Origin of the sequence: Actinoplanes sp. NPDC000266, assembly GCF_042899005.1 — a bacterium.
Taxonomy (GTDB): Bacteria; Actinomycetota; Actinomycetes; order Mycobacteriales; family Micromonosporaceae; genus Actinoplanes.
The window spans coordinates 775,982-796,690 of sequence record NZ_JBIAZI010000004.1; the positions used below are offsets into that span (position 1 = coordinate 775,982).

Below are 20,709 nucleotides of genomic sequence, written 5' to 3' on the forward strand. Positions count from 1 at the left end.
CCACGACCACGGACATCTGATACCCGCACGTAGCCGAGCGCCGCCGTCATGTCGTCGACGGGATAGCATTCGTGTTTTTTGGGCTGCTCAGCGCCGGCAACAACGGCAGCGGCTTCAAGACACTCGAGTCGATGCATCGGGCCCGTCTTCAGCTTAAGAAGGGTAAACCAACAGAGCCCGTGATCGCGGTGCGTAGCGACATCAGGATTCCGGCTGATCCCGTGGCCAGGTCGGTTGAGAGACGGAGTAGACGCCGGCCTGGGAAGATCAGCTGATTTTCTCGCCACAGGGCATGTCGGCCGAGCCAGGCGATATTTTGTTTCAGAGATTCCGGGCTGGGCTTGCCGCTTCTTGCGCGAGCGGACAGGTAGTAGATCATACCTGCGCGCCCTTCGAAGAGACCTGGTGCGAAGGTGAATTCGACGTCGCAAATCCGGTCGGTCATATCGAGGATGCCTTGCAAACGGGCGTCGGTGCGGTGGTGAAGGTATCGCTGAGCGACCAGCGCTAGTCCGATGGTGCCTTCCGCGAGGTAGGGCAATAGTCGGCCGGCGCCGTCGGGCAAGGCCATCAGGCCGTGCTGATACTGGGCGAGATCCACATCTTGGTGAAGAGCCTTGACTGCCGTGTCCAGCCACCGCTCGTCTGCGGTTCGCTCGTACATGTGGGTGAAAAGAAGTGCCGTTCCGGCGCCTCCGGCCATGAGGCCGGCGCGGCGTGGGGAGATTCTGTCTTGCTCGAAGCCGTCGCGTAGTCGGTGAGCGATCTGCGTTCCTCGGCGTCGGAAGTCGTCGTCGTTGTGGATGTCGGAGAAGTGTAGGAGATTCAGCGCGATGCCGCTCAGTCCGTTGCTGAAAGCGGGGCTTCGGACCGTATCATCGGTTGCGGCGTGGCTTTTCATGAGCGTGTACGCGTGTTCGGTCTGGCCGAGCTCCTGCATCGCCCAGGCGACGCCGTGTATCCCGTCGATGAGTCCTCGTGCCGGCCCGTTCGGTTCGGTGGACCGGGCGTGCAGCCAGTTGAGGTGTACGGGGTCGATTTGCCGGCCGAGGGTTTGTAGTACCCACAGCACGCCGGCGGCGCCGTGGGCCAGGTTGATCTGGCCCATCCCGGTGAATTGCCGGGGGTCTCCGGGGAAGAGTCTGTCGGTGCGGTGTGGGGTGGCGGCGGCGAGGATGCCGTCGGCGATGGAACCGAAGGCCCGGTGCCAGGCGGTTACCGAAGCGTCCATGCTGGGCCAGCGATGCCTCGTGTCCGGGTTTGAGGACACCGTTCCGTTGAGCGGCGAGCCGCCCGAAGCCCGGCGAAGCAACGCGATGGTGTCCTGGGTGAATGTGGCGGGCAACGGGAATCGCTGCTCGATGATTTTCGTCAGGTCATCGAGGCGGCTCGCATCCATGCTGATGAGGTCATGATAGGGAAGAAACAAATAGATTCGCAGCATCGCGAGGGCATATTCGTCGACTTCTCGTCCATGTTTCACGTTGGAGGATGTAAATCCTGGCGCGCCCAAGGCTACCGGTGTCGAATCCTCTGTCGCCTGCGACACCTCGAAGTCCACGAGCACGATCCGGCCGTTGGGCTGGACGATGATGTTGTTTGGGTGCAGGTCTGCGTAGACGATGCCCATATCATGCAGGCGGGACAGTAGATTCGTGACTTGCGTAATGACATCAAGGGCCCACGTCGTGTATTGACGGATTACTTCAGACGAGGGATGGTGCCGGGCTAGGGGGTAGCGAGCGGTGAATTCTTCATCGAGAGTTCTGCCGTCGATGTGCTCTTCGATCAAGAAATGGTGTTCCCAGGCGGTGCGATACTCGATCAGCTTCGGTCCGATGTCGTGCCCGTTGATTTTGGTGAGTGTCGCTTGTTCTGCGAGGAGACGTTCGACCGCGTCCTTTCCGGACCGGTCGAGGCCTGCGTACGGACGGGCTTCTCGGAGCACGACGGAGCGTCCGTTGCGCTGGTCCGTGGCGCGGTATAACCCTCCACCGTTCGAGAATTGTAAGGCTTTGTCGACCGTGAACGGAAATTCGACTTCAGCCTCGGGCTGCCCTATTGCCGCTGCGATGAAGTTGGGCACGTGGACCCAGTCGGGGACTCGGAATTGGACGCCACGTTCGTCCGGGACAAGACTTCCATTCGGGTGCTCGATGGCGGGAACATGGTCGCCGGATTCATCGATGCACCAGCGTTCGACGAAACCTCCGTATCTGAGGTAGAGCGGGCCGTTGCGCCAGCGAAGGTCGCTGAGGATGTACGGCCCTCGGGCGCCATCGAGGGTGTCGCCGAGTTCGTGGAGCAGGTTCTCGAGTACCTCTTCGCTGCTGGGGTAGATGGCGACGAGTTTTCCGCTCGATCGCCGGTCCGCGTACTTGGCGTTCATATGGAAAGCAACGCGCGGGCTTCGGGCGTACTTGAATGCTATGCCGCGCGGGATGCAGTGGTCCCATACTTTTTCTATGGTTAACGGCGCGTCTTCCATCGTGGCGGATACATGCACTTTCCACCCTTGTTTGCTGAGCGGGATATTTAAGGGCCGAAGCACGGCCCACGGTCCTTGCGCGTGCCGAGTCCAGCCTTCAGGTGTCGAACGGGCGACCGGGTGGTATGCGGGCTCCTCGGCATCGCCCCTCAACGGATCTTCGTAAAACTCGAGACCCGGAAACGCATAAAACTCGGGACGATCCGTCATGTCAACCTCTGTTCTGTGCAGTGCAGTGAAGGCGTTTCAGCTAGCACGACGGGGCGATGCAGAAGTTCCGCATCGCCCCGCCTTTCGCGCGGAGGGTGGCATTCTTACCCAAGATCGACGTTGATCATGGGTATCTCTTGCCGCATCAGTGAATGATGCTGCTGACCCAGCTGTTCCGCACGGACTTCGGCTCCTCCATGATGGTCTGGAGTGACAAGATGCGATTCATGACTGCTCCTTTCTCAATGAGGGGCGGGACACGCACGACGCTGCGGCATCCCTATCAACGACGACGACGCGCGCCCGCGGAAGTTCACTCTGCGATGGCATGGCGTCGGCACCGACCGCGCCTTGCAAGCCATTTAAGCGGCGGATATCAGCGGTAGAGGCGGTTTGCTGCTGTGTTGCCCTGTCGTTGCCGGCCCGTCATCACATATGCGGAGAGGGCAGAACTGCCAGTCCTGTCGGCAGTACGACAGAGCCGAGCTATCTGGCGGCATTCGTGATGTGCGCCGCGGTCCGCCGAGGTCAGAAATCAGCCGCGACATTTCGGTGAACTTGAGCGACCTTATCGCGTCGACTCCTATTGAGACCTAGGAAAGGACTGCCAATGCGACGTAACAGAAGAACCACGCAGGCGCACCACGGCGGAGCCGCGACGGTAGCTGTACGGGAAGAGGCCGAGCACGACAGGTCGCGGCCGGCGCCGCCTGGTGGCGAGCGGGACGATCAACCGTCGCGTCCGCCACGCGCTTCGACGTCAGCTAACGCCGTTGGCGGGTTTGTCAACAGAGGGCGCCGAGAATCGGCCTTTTACTACTGGCATGAGGTCAATATCCGGCGTGGTACCAACATCTGAGCTGCATGGCACGCCAGCCTGCGCATGGCGATTCGAGCGGTACGTCAGCGGCCGGGTGGCGGCGACCCGTCGCGCTAGTCGGCATGGCCGGCGTACGGCAGAAGTGGACGCTGGAGCCGTCGTACCGCCTCGACGACAGTCGCGCGTTGCGTTTCCAGGACGGGGCCGGAGCTCGGCGGCCAGGCCGAGACCACGGCGGCGATGATGGTCAGCAAGGCGGCGGGAGGCATGCGCTCGTCGGGCGGAATAGTTGCTTCAATGGCGGCGTGCTTCGCTTCGGTGGAAGCGATTTCTTCCGCGGTTACGGTGGGGCCTTCGAGTTGGCGCCACAATGCGAGCCGTCGTCGTTCCGGATGTGCCACGAGGTAGTCGAAGAGCCGTCCGGCGTAGCCCGGAAGGTCGCCCGGGGTGATGGGGACTGTGTCGACGAGCTGGACAAGCGAGTCGTGGATCACTCTCTCGAAGAGTTGCTCCTTGCCTCCGAAGTAGGCGTAGATCATCCGTTTGTTGATGCCCGCTCGCTCGGCGATGTGGTCGATGCGGGTCGCACCGAAGCCGTGTTCGACGAACTCCGCGGTCGCTGCTTCCAGCAGCTTCGCCTTGGTGCGCTCGGGATCCCTGACCATGCCGCCAGCATAAGTAACGGCATCGTTATTGACGTCAGCGCACCCGGATTCTAAAGTAACGCCACCGTTACTAACGGAACCGTTACTTACTGGAAGGACATCATGAGCAAGGTTTGGTTCATCACCGGCACCTCGCGAGGCTTCGGGCGGCAGTGGGCCGAGGCCGCCCTGGAGCGGGGCGATCGTGTGGCCGCAACGGCTCGGGACATCGATACGCTGCGCCCGCTCGCTGCGCGGTTCGGCGACCGCGTCCTACCGATTGCCTTGGATGTCACTGATCGCAACGCCGTGTTTGCCGTGGTCGCGAAGGCGCAGGAGCGTTGGGGCGCGCTCGATGTCGTCGTCAACAACGCGGGCTACGGGCTCTTCGGCATGGTCGAGGAAGTCGATGAAGCGCAGGCGCGCGCCCAGATGGAGGTGAACTTCTTCGGCGCGCTGTGGGTAACGCAGGCGGTGTTGCCCGTCATGAGATCGCAGCGTTCCGGCCACATTATCCAGGTCTCCTCGGTCGCTGGTGTCTTCTCGCTGCCCGGCCAAGGTCTCTACCACGCGTCCAAGTTCGCGCTCGAGGGCCTCAGCGGCAGTCTCGCCATGGAGGTCAGAGACTTCGGCATCGCCGTCACCCTGCTTGAGCCCGTTGGCTACGCGACCGACTGGATGGGTTCCTCCGCCGTCCACTCGGCCGAGTTGTCCGAGTACGGCGATTTCCGGGCGGGCATGCTGCGGCCGTCCGCCAAGCGAGGTGACCCGGCGGCCACCAAAGAGGCGATCCTGACGATCGTGGACGCGGACACTCCACCGCTGCGCGTCTTCTTCGGCGCTGCGGCCCTACCGCTGATGCGCCGTGACTACGAGAACCGCATCGCCGAGTGGGAGCGCTGGGACCACGTCGCGAAGGCTGCCGCCGGCGCGTAAGGCGGTCATCGTTCATGCCGGCCGCCGGGCGCGCGCCAGGCGCGTTCCTGCGGCCGGCAGCGAACTTTTTCCGCTGCCATGCATCAAGCAAGTGCACAAGCCGCGCGCTGTAGGCGTCGGCACGAACCGGGAGACCCGCATGAGCATGATCTTCACACCGTCGGACGGCAGCGATCACAGGATCGTGCACACACAGGTGGTTGCGTGAGCACTCCATCGGATCGAACCGCAGTCGTCATCGGCGCCTCCATGGCCGGGCTGATGGCTGCGCAGGCGCTGCACTCGTCGTTCGACCACGTCGTCGTACTCGATCGGGACTCGCTGCCCGACGAACCGGTGCCGCGGCACAGCGTCCCGCAGAGCGCTCAAGTGCACGGTCTCCTGGCTCGCGGCAAGATCGAACTCGATCGACTCTTCGCCGGTCTCAGCGACGAGCTGTCGCAGCTGGGGGCGCCGAACTTCGACATTCAAGATGATCTGCAATGGTGGGTCGACGGTCGCCCCCTGATGAAGGCGCTTTCTGGGGTGAGTGCTCTGGGTGTCAGCCGGCCCCTGCTCGAGGTGGCGATCCGCCGCCGCGTTCGAGGGCTGCCGAACCTTGAGGTCCTGCCCGAGCATGTCGCGCTGGAACTGCTGACGACTGCCGACAACCGGCGGGTGACCGGGGTCCGGGCTTCGAGCGGTGACGGGATGACCACAACGTTCAACGATGTCGATCTGGTGGTGGACGCATCGGGTCGCAGCTCGCGCAGCCGGCATTGGCTGCGAGCCATGGGGTACCCCGAGGTCGAACAGGAGACTGTCGAAAGCCAGGTCACGTACGTGTCCAGGCGGTACCGGCGCGAGCCGGATCAGCTCGACGGCTGGACCGGTATCGCCGCCTCGGTGCACCCGGGCACCGATCGCAGCGGCTTCGCCCTGGCCCAGGAGGACGACTCCTGGATCGTCGGAATCACCGGCTGGTTCGGCATCGTGCCACCGACCGACGACGAGGGCATGGCCGCCTACGCTGACACGCTTGTCAGCCCTGCTCTTGCTGCGTTGATCCGCACTGCCACGCCTCTCGGTGAGCCCCGCAAGATGCGATTCCCGTCCAGCACACGACTGCGCTTCGACCGGCTGGCGCGAGTCCCGCAAGGACTTGTGATCATCGGCGATGCGATGTGTTCGTTCAACCCGGTCTACGCGCAGGGCATCACCGTGGCTGCATTGCAGGCCATCGCCTTGCGTCAGCTCGCGCAGACCGCTGACGACGACGTCAGCGAGCGTTACTTCGCCGAGACAGTCGGCGTCGTTGATCAACCGTGGACGACGATGCTCTCCAGCGATCTACGCTTCCCACAGGCGATCGGCGATCGGTCGATGCTGGACCCCGTCCGCGGCGCCTACATGGCCCGGCTGCGCGCGGCCGCCGCCGAGGACGCGAAGCTAGCAACCGCGTTCCTTCGTGTGGCCCACATGATCGATCCGCTGAGCGCACTCACCGCCCCGGAGGCCGCCGCCCGCGTTCCCCGCTGAGACCGGGATGCGGGGCTCGGCACGACGTCGGTCCTCGCCGGCCGGTGAACACCTGCGCATCGCCGCCGTCGACATTGATGTGGGCAAAAAGATATCGCTGGTCGTCTCCCGCGTCATTGAAACGGGACTCATCATTCTCGGCATCTCCATCATTCTTTCCGACACCAACAAGATGGACGATCCGCTGTTCTGGTGGGACAACCTCGCCGTGATCTATCTGCTGATTCGCATCACACGGTTGCGGCGCAGCAAAAGCGCCGAGCGTACCGAGTGGTTGGATCACGGACTGGGCGGGCCAGCCGGCCTGATCTTCACCGTGTTCACCAGCGTGGTCGGTATTCTCGCAGGCCTGTCCATCGCGATGGCTGAAGACCCTGCGGTCAGATACGACCTGTCGTTCACCGGCCTGCCGACGGTCTTGTTTGCGTGGGCAATCCTGCACTTCGGGTATGCGGAGCGTTACGCCAGGACGTACTACTCGCGGACCTCGGGTCGACCTCTGTCATTCCCGGAGACGGATAGACCGACCTTCATCGATTTTGCATACTTCTCGTTCACACTGGGCACCACATTCTCGGTTTCTGACGTCGACACACTGACTTCCAAGATTCGCCTGCAGATCCTGTCCCACTCCATTCTCAGCTTCATTTACAACACGGCAACCATCGGCATTGCGGTAAGCGTCATAACAGGCTGACAATCCTGGACGTCAGCCGTGCTCAACATCCGTTCCCGGCTCCGTGGAAACTGAACTCGCTGCCACGCCTCACGTCGTCTTAGGTATGGTCTTGGAAGCGGTCATTGTTGGCGCCGGCGCGGCTGGTCTCGCCTCGGCCCGGGAGCTGCAACGGGTCGGCGCGGATTTCGCTGTGCTCGACGCCGCAGAATCACTTGGGCAGTCCTGGCAGCGCCGTTACGACGTATTGAAACTGTTCACCCCAGCGCGCGACTGCGCCCTTCCGGGGATGGCCTTGCCATGTCCTTCGGGCTCGTACCCGAGTAAGAATGACATGGCCCGCTACCTCGCGGCCTATGCCCAGCGGTTCGCTATCGCCGTGCGTACCCGGGCGACGGTGCTGCGGCACGAGACCGTCGCCGGTATGCACGTCCTGGAAACCACGGCGGGACCGGTCACCGCCCGGAACCTGATCGTCGCCACCGGCACCTGTCACTACCCGTCGCTGCCCGACTTCGCCGCGAAAGTGACACCGGCGGTTCACCAGGTGCACTCGGCTCGATATCAAAGGCCGAGCGATCTGCCCGCAGGGCCTGTCCTTGTTGTTGGGGCGGGCGCGACCGGCGCCGACATCGCACAGCAGCTTGCGGCCGACCGTGACACCTGGTTGGCGGGCGCGTCCACCGGTCACGTTCCCTCGTCCATCGTCCGCAATCGGCTGGTCCGATCGGGAATCTATCGCCTACCGGTTCCGGGCGGCGCAATCGGCCGGACGCTCGTGGACCGTTGGGGACGACACGGAGGGCCGCTCATCTGGCAGAAAGAGCAAGATCTGCTCGACCGCGGTGTGCGCCGAGTGCCAAAAGTCGTAGGCACCGACCGCGTCGGCTGGCCACTACTCGCTGACGGGCGCACTCTTCGCGTCGCGGCGATCGTCTGGTGCACCGGGTTCGACGAGCGGATTCCCTGGCTCTCACGTGCGGTGCTCGATGTGGAGGGCCGTCCACGGCACCGCCGGGGGATCTCCACGCAAGCCCGTGGACTGGCGTACGTTGGCCGGCGGTGGCAGCGGGCCTGGAACTCGGGGTTCCTGGGCGGCATGGCGGGAGACGGCAAGCACGTCGTACGCGCGTTGCTGAGCTGCTGACCTCGCACGCGTCCACGCCAGCTGGTCCGGCCTGCCCCGTCCCTCAGTCGTGCGGGGCCGGGGCAGGTCCGCGCTGTGCCGCGCGGCGCTCTTATGCGTCGGGCATGGCGGTATAGATCACCCTGAAATCACCTCACCGCTCGTTGATTTCCAGGGCAACCCGTACCGCGGACTCGATCGCGCCTTCGATCCAGGAATGCTTGAGTGAGGTGTGTTCCCCCGCGAAGTGCAGCACACCCTCGGTCTGAGAGATCACCGGATGGTGCTCGGTGAACTGGCCCGGGGCGAAGACCGCAGCCTCACCGAAAGCGTAGTCATCCCGCGACCAGCTTTGGGTGGCGCCGCGACCGGTCCAGAACGCCTCGATCCGGTCACCGTGCAGGTCCTGAAGACCGCGCAGGGCGTAGGCGTACCGGTCGTGATCGTCCATCGAGTCCCAGCGCCGGGCATCGTCCGCCCAGGTGTAGCTGGCGAGCACGACGCCACCGGGGCTTCCAGGAACAGGGCGCGACGGGTAGTAGACGAATCGGTTGGGGTTGTCGGTCACCGAACCGCCGCCGAAGATCTGATCGCCCTCGCCGGGACCGTACTGGTCGTACAGGCCCGGCCGTTGAGCCTCGAGCTCTCGCTTCCAGTCGTCCTCGCTGAATTCCCACCATCGCCGCGTGAACTCGAGCAGGACCTTGGTGGCGGAGTCGTAGTGCAGTTCGATGATGGCTCGTCGCTTCGGGTACGGCAGGAGCGGTTCGATGGTGACGTGCCGCAACGAGGAGAACGGCACGGTGATGACGGCGACATCGCCCTCGAAGCGCTGTTCAGTGCCGCCGTCCTCCGTCTTCGCAGTGATCACGACGTGCTGTGCCGCCGCGTCCTGGTGGATGGCGGTCACCCGCCGGTCGAACGAGATGCTGTCGGCCAGCAGCGGCTCGAACGCGTACGGCAGATGCCAACTGCCGCCCTCGAGCTCCCAGAACCTGGCACCCGGGTTGATCATCGAGCGAGCCAGGAAGCTGTGGATGAAGGCCAGGGGCAGGCGGGACGTGATGTTTTCCAGCGTGCCGATCGCGTCGACCGCGCCGACCCCGAGGCCGGCGATCTGCGTGAGGAATTGGCTCATCGACAGGTGGTCCATGTCGTAGATCAGTCGAGCCCAGCCCTGGACGCGCTCCTCGATCGGCAGGTCCTCGCGGCCGTCCGCCGTGCGGCGGGAGTAGTAGTCGTGGGCGGTCGCGAGCGCGAGGTCGTAACTGTCACTGGCGGTCCGCAGCAGGGGCACGCCGAGGCTGAAGCTTTCGTTGATCGGCCGCGGGTCAGCGGCGTAGTCGGCCCGTCGCAACTTGATGCCGTTCACATCGATCCAGGTCCGGCCGGCGGGAGCACCTGTCGCCGGATCGACGTCGACGTTGCGGAACGGACGACGGCGCAGGCCGAACTTGTCGATCAGCGACAAGCTGAGGACATGGTTGTCCGGGATGCGCATGGCGCCGGCCTCGGCGTACTGGGCTGGATCCTGGAACGGGGAGATCATTCCGCGGTCGGGGTCGTTGCGGAAGGTTTTGATCCGGCCGCCGATCCGCTTGGTGTTGGCCTCGATGAGGCGGACGTCATGACCCGCCTGTTTGAGCAGGTGCCCGGCGGTAAGCCCGGCGATGCCTGCTCCGACGATGAGCACTCGCAAGGGCCGGCCGGTTTGCGGCAGCCCGTCGTCGATGAGGACGCGACGGTATCGCTCGACCAAATCCGTGCCGTCGTCCGCGACCAGCAGGAGGTCGCGGGCCAGGCTGACGCAAATTTGCCAGCGGGCGTGGTCGATGCCCTCAGGAAACTTCATCGTTTTGAATGCTCCTTACATGATGGGCCGGGCGCAGGGTCTGTCACCGTCAAGCGCCAAAAGGACGGCCGAAGTGCGGCAGCGCGCGGCAGCGGTGTCGGGCATTCGGCTCGGTCGAGCGTCAGCGGAACCGACAGGTGGCGAACCCGTGATGCAGCCGTCGAGGAACAACACGACGTCGACCACATCGGGGCTCTACTTTGGACGACGTGAGACGCCCTCCCGAGTTCCGACGCAGAATGTCGCCCAAGCGGGCTTGGCCCCCGACGGGTCCCAATCGGAGGCCGAATTGTCGAGGACAGTCGGTAGAGCCGTGCAGCAGCACCGGCCTTCGTCGCACGGCCCGTGGATGCGCAGGGGCAGGCCAACGGCACTCCGGCTGGATGGTGGTGACAGCGGTCTGCGTGCCGGCCATAGCCGCAACCTCGTGAGTGGTCGCCGGCGAAAGTCGAGGACGTGGCCGGGAGGTCGCTGGTCGCATTCGCAGGTCGCCATATGTAGAGCCGTGCCACAGCGATTACCAGCGTGGACACGATTACCAGAGCGACTCTTCAAAACCGGCTCATAACCGTGGAGACGGGTGGCATCGCGGCCACGGGCAGGGTGAAGAAGCGCAGAATTTCCGTCTCGGGAGCGAACTTCGCGTCCTCCTGCTCGATCTAGCTAGAGAGACCCCGGCTCGGCAGAGAGACCGCCGGTGTAACCCCGATCGGAAGGACCTGCGCAGTGATGGGCCGAGGCACACCGCCATCGACAAGAGGCCGCGTAACGGACAAAGCCTATCGCTACATCGAGAAGTCGGACACGCTGATGGTTCTGTGGATCATTGGAGGAGTGACCGTGGGCAGCGTGGCACGCACCTTCGCCTGGTGGCTCTCCGATCGTGTGGGCTCGGCTCGGCGCCGCGATTGATTGGCACTGGCTTGCCGGGCCCGGCGGGGCCCGGCCCCGCGCTTGCCAGCCGAAACGTCTGCTCTGCGATCAATCCATCTCTTGCTCGACCAAGAGCGTGCCCTCCGGCATGCGCTGCTGGCAACACAGGAAGCACAAGAGGTCGAAGATCTCTGACGGACGGACCGACAAAGTGGCGGCCTCAGCCAGGCCGACGCCGCTGGAGCGCTCGTATGGCAGATCGCTCGACACGATGCAGGTAGGCGCCGTCCTTACGATGAAGGCCTGCCCATCCATGTGGACGAGCATTCGGGAGACGGTGGGATGCCCGACGAGGAACTGCACCATCAGTGGTTGGTCGGAGCGGGGACGCACGGGCCACAGGTCAACTTCGCAGGCCATGTGGCCGAATCGGGCGTCCAGCTCTGCGCTGTGCAGAAGTCGGCGTAGGTCGTCGGTTGCTTCGACTTTCTCCTCAACCGTCCTGACGGCACTGCTGCCCCACCGAATGAACAGAGGAAGCTTCACTTCAGGACCTCGTTGTCAGGCAGGTGGCTGGACGATGGCTTCGTTTAAGTCGACGGCCGGCAGCTTCGAAAGTTCTCTCAACGTCGTTCCCATGACTGAACCGGGACGAGCGTTTTGAACGGAGGTCTAATTGGATAAGTTCGCCCCGGTCCGGGCGTGACGCGAGGTTATCGGCCTCGTGAACGGCAAGTAGGCAAGCCGCGGAGGAGACAACAATGACCGACGCGGGCGGCCACAGCGATGAGCTGCGGTTTGAGCTTCTGGGTCCTCTGCGCGTCCGCCGTGGCGAGGAAGACGTCGACCTCGGGCCCCGCCAGCAGCAGGCCGTACTGGCGCTGCTGCTAGCTCGCGCCAACGATCCCGTTTCACCCTCGGAACTGGCTGCCATGTTGTGGCCGAACGATCCCCCGGGCAGCGCCGCCAACATCGTTCACCGTTACGTCAGCAAACTGCGCCGGCTGCTAGAACCGGGTCTGCCGGCGCGGTCCGTCGGCCGTTGGATTGTCCGGCGCGCGACCGGTTACAGCTTCAGCGCCGAGACGCAGCATCTCGACCTTCTGAGGTTCCGCGACCTGACCGCATCAGCTCGACGTTGCGCCGGTGACCCGGCCGAGGTGCTGTCACATTTGGTTGAAGCCCTGCAGTTGTGGCGCGGGCCAGCCGCAGCAGGGCTGGAATCACTGCTCGAGGCGCAGCCGTTGTTCGTCGCCCTGGCCGAAGAATGCCTCAATGCCGCCGTCGATGCCGCTGATGCCGCTATGGCGGCAGGCGAGCCGCGCAGGGCACTTCCCGCCGTACGCTCGGCCGCCGAGCGGAATCCGTGGGACGAGCACATCCATGCACGCCTGCTTCTCCTACTCGCTGCCGCCGGTAAGCAGGCCGACGCCATCTCCGTCTATCAGGGCTTGCGCCGGCGGCTCGCCGACGACCTCGGCATCGATCCCGGCCCGCAACTCGCCCAGGTCTACGAGCAAGTTCTCAGACAGGACGCAACGGCGGAAACCATGGGCCCCGCGCCGCAGCCACCACCTCCCGCTGAACTCCCGCCCCGTTTGCCCCGCTTCGTCGGCCGGCACGATGCGACCGCGAAGGCGTTACGCTACCTGCAGAAGAAGCAACAACAGCAGCGTCTGCCGATTCTGGTGGTGCAGGGACCGGCTGGTATCGGGAAGACCGCCTTCGGCAATCACATCGCGCACCTCATCGCGTCGAGATTTCCCGACGGCCAGCTGTATGCCGCCATGGGCCCTCGAGGCTCAGAGGACGGGTCACTGTTGCGTCGCTTCGTGCAGGCGTTGTCGTGGTCAAGCGCACCCGCCGGCAGTGTTGCTGCGCTGACGGGCGCCTACCGCACCCTTACGTCGGATCGGAAGCTCCTGCTGTTCTTCGACGACGTCCGCGACAACGACGAACTGGCGCACCTGCTCCCGAGCTCACCGAACTGCGCCGTGATCATCACCAGCAGACACAACATGACAGCGTTCGTCGCGGCGACCGGCGCCGCCGTCGTGACACTGGGCGAGCTACCCGTGGACGAAACGCAGCAAATGCTGGTGTCACGAGCGGAGGGTCCATGGTCCCGCGACACCGCTCTAGTGGCCGCGATCGCCGACGCATGCTCAGGGCTGCCCGTAGCCATCGCTGCCGTGGCCGCGCGCATCGCCGGAGGCCCGGATTTCGCCGCGGAGTCGATTCGGGCGGAGCTGATCGACGGGACGAAGCCCTTAGATCTGTTCGGCACCGGGGCGAGGCCCAACGACGTGCGAGCTGCCCTGGCAGAGGCTTATGAGGGCCTGAGCGCCGGAGCGGCGCGCCTGTTCGCACTCTGGCCGGCCGCACCGAAATCTGATCTGCCGATCCGCTTGTGTGCCAGCTTCGCCGGACTACCTCTCGAAAGCACCCGCATACTTCTCCACGAAATGTGCCGGACCGGCCTACTGCGTGAACAACGACCCGGTCGATTCGAAATGTCAAGGATCGTTCACTCATACGCACTGGAGTGCGCCAAGGGAGACGGGGCGGAAAAGGAACAGGACGAAGCGATCCACCGACTCCTTGACCATCTATACCAAACCGCATCAGCGGCAAACAGGAATATCCATTCGCAACAACCTACAGAAGACCCTGCTCCGCCTCTCCCCGGCGTAATTCCTGAGCATGTCGACGATTCCAGAACCGCGATAGAATGGTTCTCCGCCGAACTTCGCACCATTGTCGCCGCAGTAAGACTGGCGGCCGCTAACCAGCTGGGCGGGGTTACATGGAAATTGCCACTGGCAGCGTATCAGTACTGCCAGCGCGATGGACGTTACGACGAGTGGCGAGAATTGTCTGAACTCGCCCTCGAGGCGACGATCCACGCCGGGGACGGCTTAGCAGAGGCGTTCGTGCGACGCTGCCTATCGGGCGCCTATCTTTTCCTCGGCCGCAGTGCCGACGGCGAGGAGGAGCTGTACCGGGCTGGCGCATACTTCGAACGCGAGGGGCGAACGTTCGAACTCGCTTTGGTAAAGACGAATCTTGCGACAGTAGCCTCAAGCAGCGGCCGCCTGAGCGAAGCCTTGAGCTACGAGCAGGCCGCAGCCGACCTTTTCCGCGATGCGGGCCATCTCAAAGGGCTGGCAGGCGCCTTCTGGGGCATGGGGGATGTCAGCCTGAGAATGGGACGCCTCGAAGAGGCCCGTCGCTTCTGTGACCAAGCGATGGAAATCTACGAGAGGCTCCGTGACCCAGACGGTCAAGGCGTATGTTGGCTGCTGAACGCAGTGACGCGCGAAGTCAAGGGCGAGTACCGGGAAGCCGAACACTGCCTGCAAAGAGCCATCCCGCACTTCGAGACCGCCGGCAGCCGAGACAATTTGATCGAAGCTCACATCCGGCTCGGTTTCGCCGCCTTAGCTCAAGGCAAGCGTCCCGTAACCCGCAAATCACTAGAGGAAGCACTTGCTCTCCTCGATCTAGATAAGTCAGTGACACAGCTCCCGACAACTGACTAGTGAGCGCCCTCCCGCCCATCTGACAGCCACGTTGCCGTTCCACCTCACCACACACCGTCGCCTAAATTCAATTACCGGGTCGCCCGCTCTATGCGCGAGTGTTCGCCAGCACCTCTTCGAGGCCGGCCGAACATTGCAACGGGTATCCACGCTCAACTCCCCTCGCAGCAAATAATTCATAACCCTGAGAACAGCTTCGATCACATACAGCTTGCGTCCCCTCCTGGTTGCGCAATCACCAGCAGCCGCGGGAGTTTGAGCCAGCCCGCTGGAACCGTTCAGATCCAGGTACATACATGGTCAAGAATGAGTCCCGACTACCAGACTAACGTGGTCGCCGGAACGTTCATCACCGGAAACCAGCGGCAAATATCCGGCCTTAACAGCAGCCCCGGCCTCTCACCAAACCGGAGCTCATCGCCTATCAGGCCACTCTCCAAATTTCGGTCCGAGGATATCGCCTCGACCGGCTCTGCCGCCATTGCTAGCTCTGGGAAGGTGTCACCAGCATGACTAACAACGCCGTTGCTATGGCCGACCAGCACGCACCAACGCTGGGCGGCCTGTCGTCCCACAGCGTGTCCGCTAGTGACAGCATCGAACGTTTGACACGACTGCACACCGAGCACGCTCGGTCTCTTCAGCGATTTCTTGTCAGCCTCACCGGCGACAGGTCCACCGCAGAGGACATGCTGCAGGAGACCATGTTGCGAGCCTGGCGTCACATTGAATCGGTACCCACCGAGCCGGAAAACGCCCGACGCTGGCTGTTCGTCGTCGCCCGGCGTCTGACCATCGACATCAGGCGCATGCGACAGTCCAGGCCGATCGAGGTCAGCTTGGCCGAGGCCTTCGACGCCACCGCCGAGGACTCCATCGGCATGGCCATGGCTGCATACGACGTCTGCTACGCCTACACCAACCTCAGCGACATGCAGCAGCACATCCTCGCGGAACTGCACTTTCGGGGTTCCACCCTGGAAGAAGCCGCCTCACGCCTCGGGCTTCCCGTCGGAACCGTCAAGTCCCGCGCCCACTACGCACTCCGGTCGCTCCACGAAATCTTGAACCAGTGCCGTGACACGAAGCCGGCCGAACGGCCGGTGTGACCGGCGCCATGCCAGACCCAGCGAACTCCCCCGTACCTGACTGCATCTCGCTAGCGGACCGTCGACCCAAGGAGTAGACCGTGACCACCGAAACCCCAGACTCTCTGTCGCCAGGCACGCACACCGTCACGATCGGCGGAATTCCTCAGCGCTACCACGTGTACGGCTCCGGTCCTGTGTGCCTGGTGCACCCGGGAGGCCCAGGTTTTCATTGGGAGTACCTCCGTATGCCGCTCGTCGAGCAGAACATGACGACGGTGTACATCGAGCCGATCGGCACCGGAGCCTCGGGGCAGCTGCCCTCGCACCCTAACGGCTACACCCGTGAACAGTATGCGCAGGCAATCGACGGGATCCTCGACCATCTCAACGTCGGCCGAGTGCACCTTCTCGGGCACTCACACGGCGCCTTCGTGGCCCAGTACTACGCCGCGTCTCGCGGACCCCGGCTCGCCGGAGTCGTCCTTTACGAAAGCGCCGTCGCAGTCGGCCTCGACCACTACACCGAGGCCGCCAAGAACCTGGACGACTTCGCCGGGCGTCACGCCGGCGACCCCCGGCTCGACGACGTGATGAACGCGTGGCAAGACATCCCCTCCATCAAAGACAACACGGCGTTCACGAGCGTGGCGCGTCGTCTGTTCCCCGCCTACCTGGCCGACTACTGGGCCCACGAGACACGTTATGATCCCATCCGGTCAGCGGTCAGCGGCTCCTACATCTCCGGCCTGGACGACTGCCTGGCGCCCGAGACCATCGACGACCGGACCCTGCTTCCGTCGATCACCGTCCCGACGCTGGTCATCGTAGGGCGCGAGGACTTCATCTGCGGGCCCCGCTGGGCCACGGAAATCCACGCGCTTGTTCCCGGCTCGACGCTCGAGGTGATGGAGCACAGCGGCCACTTCGCCCACTTCGAGGAGCCGGAGGCTTTCGTCGAAGTCGTCTCGTCGTTCGTCAAGGGCACCACGCCGGACGGCGCATGACCGAGGCGTCGGCATGGCGCCGCCCATCTCACAAGGGCCGGACGGCGCCATCCGGGGTCGTAGAGGAGGCACGGTCGGCATCGGTGTACCAGTCCCTTGCCAGCTGGCAGAACGGCGCCCACGCCTTGGCACTTCTGCACGCGGCGCTGCGACGCGGATATCTCCACTTTCTGACCGACCCCCGATCAGCCACCGAGGTGGCCCAGTTCGCCGGCTACCCGGCTGACGATCTGCTCACGGCGTTTGTGGCACACGGCATCGTCGTCCGCGAGAACGACAGCTACCGCCTCGATCCGGGGCTGGCGGCAGGCCTTTCCCCAAAAACAGGGGTACGCCTAGACGCCAAGATCGAAGGTGCCGTCCTCACGGCGCGGCAGATATCGGAGGCGGTCCGCACCGGATCGGTGTCCCCGGACGGCACGGACAGCTTGGTGTCAGCCAGGTCGGTAGCGTTCAATCCCAGTGACGCCGCGCGCCTTGCCGTGGGGAAAGTCCTCAACGCCGTTCCGGAGATGCGTGACGCGATTGCCCACGGGCGGCTGCTCGATGTCGGCAGCGGCGTCGGCGGTTTCGTTCTCACAGCAGCCACGCTGCTGCACGACATGCGAGCGACCGCCTTGGAGGTAGTTCCCCAGGTCGCCGCCGCTGCTGTGAGGCGGGCGCAGACGCTCGGCGTGGCCGATCGCGTCGATATACGGGCAGTGGACGCCCGGAACTTCGAAGCACCGGCGCGCTACGACGCGGCCTTTTGGGCCCAGCCGCTCTTTCCGGAGCCGGTTCGGCCCGCCGTCCTCGCCATGATGCTGCGCAACCTGCGCCCCGGCGGCGTACTTCTTGTTCAACAGTTGTACGCCGCGCCTGCTCGGGATGTCGACCAGGGCGCTTACGCCCTGCTCCGCTTGGTCAACCACGCACAGGGCGTGCCCTTCGATCGGCCGCTGCTGGACTTGGTGCAGGAGTGCGAGGCCGCCGGCTTCGCGCTCGTCCGCACGATGCAGATCGACGTTGGAAGACTGGCGCTATTCCGCCGCCCCGCCACCGAATCGCATCGGCACGAATCCGTCTGAATCTGCATCACATTTTCGCCGCCTCACCGCCGAGTCGACGGCATTGTCCGGTATTAGCTCTTGTTGAGCGCTTTATTCATGCGCAAGGCAGCTCGGCTCAATTTTGGCGCAACCTACGTCATCTGACGCAATCGCTTTCGAGCTGAGATGCCTATCGTCATTCGTGAGAGGTCGCCTTCCCTTTCGCCGACATGGCGCGATCCCTCTCGCCTGTTCACCCACAACTCCCACAAAGAGTGCCGCTTTCCGGCGGCCCAAGAAGAAAGAAAGTTACATGATGATTCCTCGGCTACTGCGCCCGGCCGCACTCGCGACGTGCGCTATCGTCACCGCGGGCCTGCTCGGCGTCACTGGCCCCTCAGCCTCGGCCGGCTCCCACGAGAGCAAGCCGCGCCAGAAGCCTACCGTGGTTCTCGTGCACGGAGGCTTCGCCGACGCAACGGTGAGCTGGAACGACGTGGTGAAGAGCCTGCAGCGCAAGGGCTACCCGGTGGTTGCACCAGCCAACCCGCTGCGTGGTCTGCCGACCGACGTGCCCTACCTGCGCAGCGTGCTCAACAGCATTAAGGGCCCGATCGTGCTGGTTGGCCACTCGTACGGCGGCGCTGTCATCACCAACGCGGCCGCCGGCGACAGCGACGTGAAGGCACTCGTCTACATCGCCGCGTTCGTGCCGGACGTCGGTGAGGCACTGGGCGAGCTGATCCAGAAGTACCCCGGAAGCGAGATTCAGGCCGCCTTGAACGAGGTGCCGTTCCCGCAGGCCGATGGCACCACGGGCACCGACCTCTACCTGCAGCCGGACAAGCTTCGCTCCGTCTTTGCGGCAGACCTGCCGACTGCGGACACCGCAGCCCTGGCTGCAACGCAGCGGCCGTTCAGCGCCTCATCGTTCACCGACCGGACCACGGCCGCGGCCTGGCGAACCATTCCTTCCTGGGGTCTGGTCGCCACGCAGGACAAGGCCATCCCGGCCGATCTCGAGCGGTTCGAGTATCGGCGTGCGCACGCTCGCAAGGTTGTGGAAGTCAAGGCTTCGCACGTGGCGATGGTGAGTCATCCCGAGCTGGTGACCAGCTTGATCGTCGACGCTGCCAAGGCGACGGCCTGATAGACGGAAGTTACCGTCGATCAGTGCATCGGGACGGGCTGAGCCGGGAGCTTATGCGCCGGCTCAGCCCGTCCCGGCGTGCGTTCGACGGGATCAGTGGCGGCTATCGTGCCGGCGCAGGTAGGACCGTACCGTCGCCACGTACGCCCGTTCTTCCTCAAGCATGGCGAAGTGAGCGCTGCGAGCGAACTCGACGCGCTCGGCGTGGGGAATCCTGCCCTCGAGAACGTCAGTGCATTGCACCTCGAACTCGTCGTACCGTCCTCGGGTGAGCAGGATCGGCAGATGCAGCTCTCGTAGCCGGGCCGTCCTGTTCCAGGTGGCCAGGCTGCCGGTGATGGAGAACTCGTTGGGACCATTCATCGTTGCGTAGACCTGGTTGCCGTCGACGTTGGCCATGCTGCGCAACAGCGCATCGGGCACCTCTTTCTGACGGAACAGGAAGTTGTCGTAGAAGACCTGCACCGCGGCCAGATATGCCGGTGCGGTGAACTCGCTGCGCGCCTCGTAGTAGTCGAGCGTCTTCTGCACGTCGCGTGGCAGGCGCGCCCGCAGCCGCCGTGTGCCGGCGACGAACTCCTGGGCGCTTCCGGAGGTGCTGGCGAGTACCCCGCTGACAACGCCGCGAGAACGACGCAGCAGGTAGTCGATCGCCAGCCAACCACCCCACGAATGCCCGTACAGGTGGATCTGGTTGAGACCGAGAGCTTTACGCACGGCGATGAGTTCCGCGACGAAACGCTCCACGGTCCATAGGACAGGGTTGTTCGGCTTGTCGGACTTCCCGCAGCCGAGCTGGTCGTAGAAGATCACCTGACGGTCATTGCCCAGCGCGGCGAGCGGCTCGAGATAATCGTGTCCGGCGCCTGGGCCACCGTGCAGCAGGAGCAGTGGCACTCCAGGGCCGGAGCCGACCACGTTGGCCCAGACCCGGCCGCCGGGCACATCGATGAAGCGCTCTCCCGGTTCGAGCGGGCACCGATCGGCGGCCTCCGCGGCGGCCGGGCCGGCACCGGCCGCCGCAGCCGTGACGATGCCGGCCGCAGCCAAGCTGAGACCGCCCTTCAGCAAGGTTCGACGCTCGGTCGATGTCTTCTGCGTTGTTGTCACGACATTCTCCTGGCTGTAGTGGTTACACGGGGAAGTGACGCCGTTTACGCGGATGGGCATACCGGTTTCCGGGGCCAATCCCTCTCGTTTTAGACGACGGTGGAAGCGATCGCTGGTTCACCTTTCAATGGGCTGCTCTACATGCCGCCGCGCCGGCTGCTGACGATTCCGGCGTGACGAATGTCACCGCAGCGCGGCTTGAATGCATCCGTCGTCGTAAGTATCGGCCCGCTTTATGTCATCGCCGGAATAGAAAACACCGTCTGGAATCCGAGCAGGTTCAGCTTGTCCTGTTTCCGGCCCGTCGCGCGGGTCCGCAGGGCACATTGTCCGGCAGCGGTCGCGTCCTCTGAGGTCCAGAAATCGCAGCCATTCATACCCCTTTGCGAGAGAAGAACCTTCCCTGGACAGCCGAGCAGCTGGAACGCCCACGCGGCGGACCGCGCTTGGGCGGTACGGCGTGTGGTCTCGCGACAATCGCGCACCGGCGCAGGAGCTGGCGGGCGTCGTTGCCGGAATGCGGTGAGTTCCGTCGGCGCCGGTTCCTGTGGGTGCAAAGCCAGGAGATAGTGCGGCGACCTTGCCTGCCCGGCATGCAGCACTCGCGAAAGGCAGGCCGCGCGACCGTAGGCGCCGCGAGC

General features: G+C 64.2%; 14 protein-coding genes. 9 read left to right on the forward strand and 5 right to left on the reverse strand.

Annotation, left to right across the window (positions count from 1 at the left end; translation table 11 throughout):
* Window positions 1-148 precede the first annotated feature (148 nt).
* Window positions 149-2,698 carry a class III lanthionine synthetase LanKC gene (gene lanKC, locus ACFY36_RS20085; RefSeq protein WP_499747478.1) on the reverse strand — a complete coding sequence of 850 codons (2,550 nt, stop codon included), beginning with the start codon at window positions 2,696-2,698 and terminating at the stop codon, window positions 149-151.
* 933 nt (window positions 2,699-3,631) lie between these two features.
* The gene (locus tag ACFY36_RS20090; protein WP_499747479.1) at window positions 3,632-4,183 is read right to left on the reverse strand and encodes a TetR/AcrR family transcriptional regulator; all 552 of its coding nucleotides are present in this window, start codon (window positions 4,181-4,183) and stop codon (window positions 3,632-3,634) included.
* 102 nt (window positions 4,184-4,285) lie between these two features.
* On the opposite strand from ACFY36_RS20090, the gene ACFY36_RS20095 reads away from it, so the two are divergent.
* The 4 genes from ACFY36_RS20095 (at window position 4,286) to ACFY36_RS20110 (ending at window position 8,439) form a co-directional block, all read left to right on the forward strand.
* The gene (locus tag ACFY36_RS20095; RefSeq protein ID WP_499747480.1) at window positions 4,286-5,098 is read left to right on the forward strand and encodes an SDR family oxidoreductase; all 813 of its coding nucleotides are present in this window, start codon (window positions 4,286-4,288) and stop codon (window positions 5,096-5,098) included.
* A 204-nt stretch (window positions 5,099-5,302) separates the two neighbouring features.
* Window positions 5,303-6,616: an FAD-dependent oxidoreductase gene (locus tag ACFY36_RS20100; RefSeq protein WP_499747481.1), complete on the forward strand. Its 1,314-nt coding sequence runs from the start codon at window positions 5,303-5,305 to the stop codon at window positions 6,614-6,616.
* 7 nt (window positions 6,617-6,623) lie between these two features.
* Window positions 6,624-7,313, forward strand: a complete 690-nt coding sequence (locus ACFY36_RS20105) for a DUF1345 domain-containing protein (RefSeq protein ID WP_499747482.1) — start codon at window positions 6,624-6,626, stop codon at window positions 7,311-7,313.
* A 91-nt stretch (window positions 7,314-7,404) separates the two neighbouring features.
* Complete coding sequence (locus tag ACFY36_RS20110; protein ID WP_499747483.1) at window positions 7,405-8,439, forward strand: flavin-containing monooxygenase; 1,035 nt, start codon at window positions 7,405-7,407, stop codon at window positions 8,437-8,439.
* Window positions 8,440-8,572: 133 nt separating this feature from the next.
* Here the strand turns inward: ACFY36_RS20110 and ACFY36_RS20115 are convergent, their stop codons facing one another.
* Window positions 8,573-10,270, reverse strand: a complete 1,698-nt coding sequence (locus tag ACFY36_RS20115) for a flavin monoamine oxidase family protein (protein WP_499747484.1) — start codon at window positions 10,268-10,270, stop codon at window positions 8,573-8,575.
* Window positions 10,271-11,251: 981 nt separating this feature from the next.
* Window positions 11,252-11,689 (reverse strand): hypothetical protein, encoded by a 438-nt coding sequence (locus tag ACFY36_RS20120; protein ID WP_499747485.1) that lies wholly within the window; start codon window positions 11,687-11,689, stop codon window positions 11,252-11,254.
* A 215-nt stretch (window positions 11,690-11,904) separates the two neighbouring features.
* Here ACFY36_RS20120 and ACFY36_RS20125 point away from each other — a divergent pair, with 215 nt between their 5' ends.
* The 5 genes from ACFY36_RS20125 to ACFY36_RS20145 all read left to right on the forward strand — a co-directional run bounded on the left by ACFY36_RS20125 (window position 11,905) and on the right by ACFY36_RS20145 (window position 18,958).
* Window positions 11,905-14,685 carry an AfsR/SARP family transcriptional regulator gene (locus tag ACFY36_RS20125; RefSeq protein ID WP_499747486.1) on the forward strand — a complete coding sequence of 927 codons (2,781 nt, stop codon included), beginning with the start codon at window positions 11,905-11,907 and terminating at the stop codon, window positions 14,683-14,685.
* Window positions 14,686-15,194: 509 nt separating this feature from the next.
* A complete protein-coding gene (locus ACFY36_RS20130) occupies window positions 15,195-15,794 on the forward strand; it encodes a sigma-70 family RNA polymerase sigma factor (protein WP_499747487.1) in 600 nt (199 codons plus the stop codon).
* A gap of 80 nt (window positions 15,795-15,874) precedes the next feature.
* Entirely contained in the window at window positions 15,875-16,780 is a 906-nt protein-coding gene (locus ACFY36_RS20135; protein ID WP_499747488.1) for an alpha/beta fold hydrolase, read from the forward strand.
* Window positions 16,781-16,863: 83 nt separating this feature from the next.
* Entirely contained in the window at window positions 16,864-17,847 is a 984-nt protein-coding gene (locus ACFY36_RS20140) for an SAM-dependent methyltransferase (protein WP_499747489.1), read from the forward strand.
* Between the two features lie 274 nt (window positions 17,848-18,121).
* Window positions 18,122-18,958, forward strand: a complete 837-nt coding sequence (locus tag ACFY36_RS20145; RefSeq protein WP_499747490.1) for an alpha/beta hydrolase — start codon at window positions 18,122-18,124, stop codon at window positions 18,956-18,958.
* A gap of 93 nt (window positions 18,959-19,051) precedes the next feature.
* Here the strand turns inward: ACFY36_RS20145 and ACFY36_RS20150 are convergent, their stop codons facing one another.
* Window positions 19,052-20,068 carry a proline iminopeptidase-family hydrolase gene (locus ACFY36_RS20150; RefSeq protein ID WP_499747491.1) on the reverse strand — a complete coding sequence of 339 codons (1,017 nt, stop codon included), beginning with the start codon at window positions 20,066-20,068 and terminating at the stop codon, window positions 19,052-19,054.
* Window positions 20,069-20,709: the final 641 nt, after the last annotated feature.